Annotated in this window: 3 protein-coding genes; 1 reads left to right on the top strand and 2 read right to left on the bottom strand. The window is 57.5% G+C overall.

All coding sequences use genetic code 11. From position 1 onward, the window contains the following. Window positions 1-349 precede the first annotated feature (349 nt). Window positions 350-739: a hypothetical protein gene (locus tag I5W_RS33220; RefSeq protein WP_252716943.1), complete on the bottom strand. Its 390-nt coding sequence runs from the start codon at window positions 737-739 to the stop codon at window positions 350-352. Between the two features lie 814 nt (window positions 740-1,553). On the opposite strand from I5W_RS33220, the gene I5W_RS07910 reads away from it, so the two are divergent. Continuing rightward, window positions 1,554-2,231: an MgtC/SapB family protein gene (locus I5W_RS07910; RefSeq protein ID WP_017454419.1), complete on the top strand. Its 678-nt coding sequence runs from the start codon at window positions 1,554-1,556 to the stop codon at window positions 2,229-2,231. Window positions 2,232-2,296: 65 nt separating this feature from the next. Here the strand turns inward: I5W_RS07910 and I5W_RS07905 are convergent, their stop codons facing one another. After that, on the bottom strand, window positions 2,297-4,000 hold the full coding sequence (locus I5W_RS07905; protein WP_252716942.1) for a hybrid sensor histidine kinase/response regulator: 1,704 nt from the start codon (window positions 3,998-4,000) through the stop codon (window positions 2,297-2,299). Between the last annotated feature and the right edge of the window lie 39 nt (window positions 4,001-4,039).

Raw genomic sequence — 4,039 nt, 5'->3', positions numbered from 1 at the left:
TTGCATAAATGGTAATATTGTCCGGATCAGCAAGTGGAAGCTTTATCGAAGAAAAATGATAGGACATGACCTGAATTTCGTTGGATATACGAGCACACTTCACGTTATGAAATTGTCCAGTTAGAATGCTCCGGTGTCACAACTTGGGATACCGAAAATTTTGGGACACCTGTAACGTCGGAAATAAAATTTCCTATAAGAATCAGTGGGTTAGTTAGTTGTGGGGAAGTATCCCCCCCCTCTCCGCCAGAACAGAACGCCTAACTTATTGAATTTCAATGGTTAGGCGTTTTTTTATGTCTCAAAAGCGACATTGATCCGTCCTCTGGAACTGGTATAGCCACAGAGATCAGAACCGCACTTTCAGATAGGCCGACGGCCCAGTCAGCTTGACATCGAACGCGGCCTGCGAATTGCCGCCGTCACGCTCGATATGAATACGGGTGATGCCGTAGTCGGCACCGATGCCGAGGTTTTTCAGTGGATACCATTCCACGCCTAGTGCCGCACCGTAGATGTGGCCGGTCACCGTCCCCCAATTTTTCTTGACGCCCGAAGCCTCGGCATACAGGCGCAGATCCTTGCTGAAGGCGTGCTTCCAGCCGAGCTCCACCAGCGGTGCAAAGGTCTTCTCGGTGCCGCTCTCGTTGAGTGCGCCGGTGCTGCCGTTGAAGACACCATTGGCGCGGAGGTCATAGTGGGCGCGGTAATAACCGGCGCCCAGGCCGATGCCGAACACGTCATTACCTTTGCCCAGCCACCACTTGTAGGCCAGCGAGGCAAGTCCACCTGGATGTTGGCATTGGCCGTGCCGGCCAGGATCGCTGGCGTGCCACCGACATTGAAGGAGCGCGTGGTGCTGTAGTCGTAGTCATTACGGTAGCGGAAGTAATCGAAGGACAGCCCGTGGCTGTCGCCCAGCAGGAGTTCGGCGCGCACGCGTGGCAGGGTGGTGCGGTTGCGGTCAATGTCGCCGCTTTCAGCCGAGCCGTAACGCGTATTGCCCTGGATGTTGAAGGTCGGATTGACGTAATAGCCGCCCGCGGACAGGCTGAAGCGATCCAGTGCTGGTGAAGGATCTGCATGAGCTCCTTGCGTGAACAGACCCAGGGCCAGGGCACCGGAAAAAGAGGTCATCAAGCGTAGCGTCTTGGCGTGCAAGCCGGGATGTGATGGCAAGTCGATCTTCATATTGGCATTTATCCTAAGAAGCGCATGACCGTCGGATCGGCCCGACGGACTAGAAAAGTCGAGTCATCGTAAGGCGACGTCTTCAGGCATGACGATCAGCGTGTCTCGCTAATTTCTGTAGGAATAGGCGAGGTGCAGTTTTGCACGGACTATGCCGCCAATTTCCACACGTTACGTCTGTACAGCTTAAGGGAGACGTCGATCGCATTTGGTGTTAGAGCGGCCAGCACAGCCGTGGAACTATCACTCTTTATCCTGTCCAATCATGTATTAATAAATAATATAAATTATTTATTAATAAAAATATCGATGTGCAAATGTGCCTGCTGCACACGCCGCGCTTTTTCGAAAAGGAGCAATACATGATTTCAGCAACCGAGGTCATCCTTAGGCTGATCGTCTCAGCAGTGCTGGGGAGTCTCATTGGAGTGGAGCGTGAGCGCCTTTCCTGGGCAGCAGGATTGCGGACTCACATGTTGGTGAGTGTGGGCTCCACATTGATCATGCTGGTATCTGCTTATGGCTTTTCCCACATCCTGCAGTCCGACAAGGTTGTGCTGGACCCCTCTCGGATGGCAGCCCAGGTGGTCTCTGGTATTGGTTTTCTGGGGGCTGGTTCCATTCTGCTCAGGGGTGAGATTATCCGAGGTCTCACCACCGCGGCTAGCTTGTGGACGGTCGCCGCTATCGGCCTGGCGGTGGGTGGAGGCATGTATGTGGCTGCGATCGCTGGAACCTTGATCGTGCTTCTTATCTTGGCTGGCATGAAGCCTTTGGAGCGGCGTTTTTTTGCTGACAAGCAGAAGCGCGGGGTCAAGTTCCTGGTGTTGGCGGATAGCTTCAACATGAGCCATCTTCCTGCCTTGCTGGGAAATTCAGCCGCTTGCGTCAGCAAATTCGTGGTCAAGCGCGAACAGGATGAGCGATACGATGAAGTCTTCATTGTCTTCAGTCGCATGTCCGAAAGAGAATTTCAAAAAGCGATGCAGACCTTGATGCAGCTCGACGGTGTGAAGTCATTTGATCATACGGAAGCTTAGAGCAGGAACGTAGCGGCAGTAGAGGGGGAAGCGAGACACGCTGATTTTTGCGAGTCGAACGGCATTCAAATCACGGCCTCCACCGCGTCGACCCAGCGCTCGCAATCACGCCAACCATTTTCTTCGGCCGCAGCAACAGCGGCTTGCAGAGTCTGACTGCGGGCCGCCAATTGCTCCCGGCCCAGCGCTTGCAAGCCACCCTGCAAGCGATGCAGGATGCGCATGACCCGTTGCGCATCACGTGCCTGGAGCGCCTGCTGTAGCTTGTGTTTGTCCTGTGGCCACGTTTGACGGAAAGCTTCCAGCAATATCCGATCCAGCGGCTCGGCAAGAGCTTGCATCGGCGCAGCTGCTTGGCCGAACCGGGTCAGCAGTTCTCGCAGTTGCTCCAGCGAGCTAGGTTTATGGAGCACGGCATCGAACAAGCCAGTCGGCAATTGCGCCAGGCTTGCCGGGCCAGCAGCAGTGGTGGCGATGATGCGGGCCTGCGTCTGCTCTTGACGCACGCGCTTGGCCAGAGAGACGCCATCCAGTTCCGGTATGCCCAGGTCGGTAATGAGCAGGTCCGGTCGTTGCGCCCGCCACTGGGCCAACGCATCCAGGCCATCACGCGCCAGGCGCAGGTGTTTGCAGCCGAGCACCCGCAATTGTTGTTCGATCAGGGTCAGGTTGACGTAGTCATCTTCCACCACCAGCACCTCCAATGCGCCAGCAACGTCCGGGTTGACTAGCAGGCTTGGCGCCGATGCCGTTGCGGTCTGCGCCTGGTCGGCCAGGGCGCTGCACCAGGCACGGCGATCGAAGGCGCTGACCTGGCGCCAGTGCCCCATGCTGCTGCTTTGGCGGACCACGTCAGGACGAATCAGTACGCTTGCCATCGACGTGTTCATCGGTGTGGACATGAACGCCGCTACTCCGTCCGGCGCGATCAGATGGAGCATTGCCGGGGCCGCGGATGCCGGTGCCACGAATTGGGCGCCCCAGTGCTGCAGGTACGCGCGCAGCATCGCCGCCATCGCCGGATCCTGGACATGCACTACCACCTTCCTGCCTTGCAGCGGAGGCACCCACGCTTGCTCTGCTGGTTGAATTCTCGCCAGTGAAATCTCGGCCCCGAACGTGCTGCCTTTTCCGACTTCGCTATCGAGAGTGATGTCGCCGCCCATCAATTCGGCCAGGCGTCGACACAGCGACAGGCCCAGGCCGGTGCCGCCGAAACGCTGGCTGATGCTGTCGTCGGCCTGTTGCAGGGACTTGAAGATGCGCTGGCGCGCGCTGGGGGAAATGCCGATGCCGGTATCGGCGACTTCGAATCGCACGATGCTTTTGTCCTGGGAACTCTGCAGCAACTGCGCGGAGAGCGTGATGCGGCCGCTGGCGGTGAACTTGACCGCGTTGCCTACCAGATTTTGCAGGATCTGCATCAGACGGCGCGGGTCACCCCGCACAGGCTGCTCCAGTGCGGCACAGGGCAGGCAGTGGAACTGCAAGCCCTTGTCCAGTGCCAAGGGGGCAAACAATTGCGCGCATTCTTCCAGCAGGTCATTGACCCTGAGTTCTTCCGCGGCCAGGGTGATGGTCTGGGTCTCGATCTTGGTGATGTCGAGGATGTCGTTGACCAGGCTCATGAGCATGTCGAAGGCATGGCGGATGAGTTCGATGCGCTGGTGCTGCGAAGGCGACAAGTGTTCGCGGGCCAGCAACTCCATGTGTCCGATAGCCCCGTGCAGGGGCGTCCTGATCTCATGGCTGACCTGGGCCAGGAACATGGACTTGGCCTGGTGGCGCGATCAGCCATGCTCTGGCTC

Origin of the sequence: Herbaspirillum sp. B65 (genome assembly GCF_000333555.1) — a bacterium.
Taxonomy (GTDB): Bacteria; Pseudomonadota; Gammaproteobacteria; order Burkholderiales; family Burkholderiaceae_D; genus Herbaspirillum; species Herbaspirillum rubrisubalbicans.
Note: the sequence above shows the minus strand (reverse complement) of the source record. Positions and strands in the feature narration are given on the sequence as shown.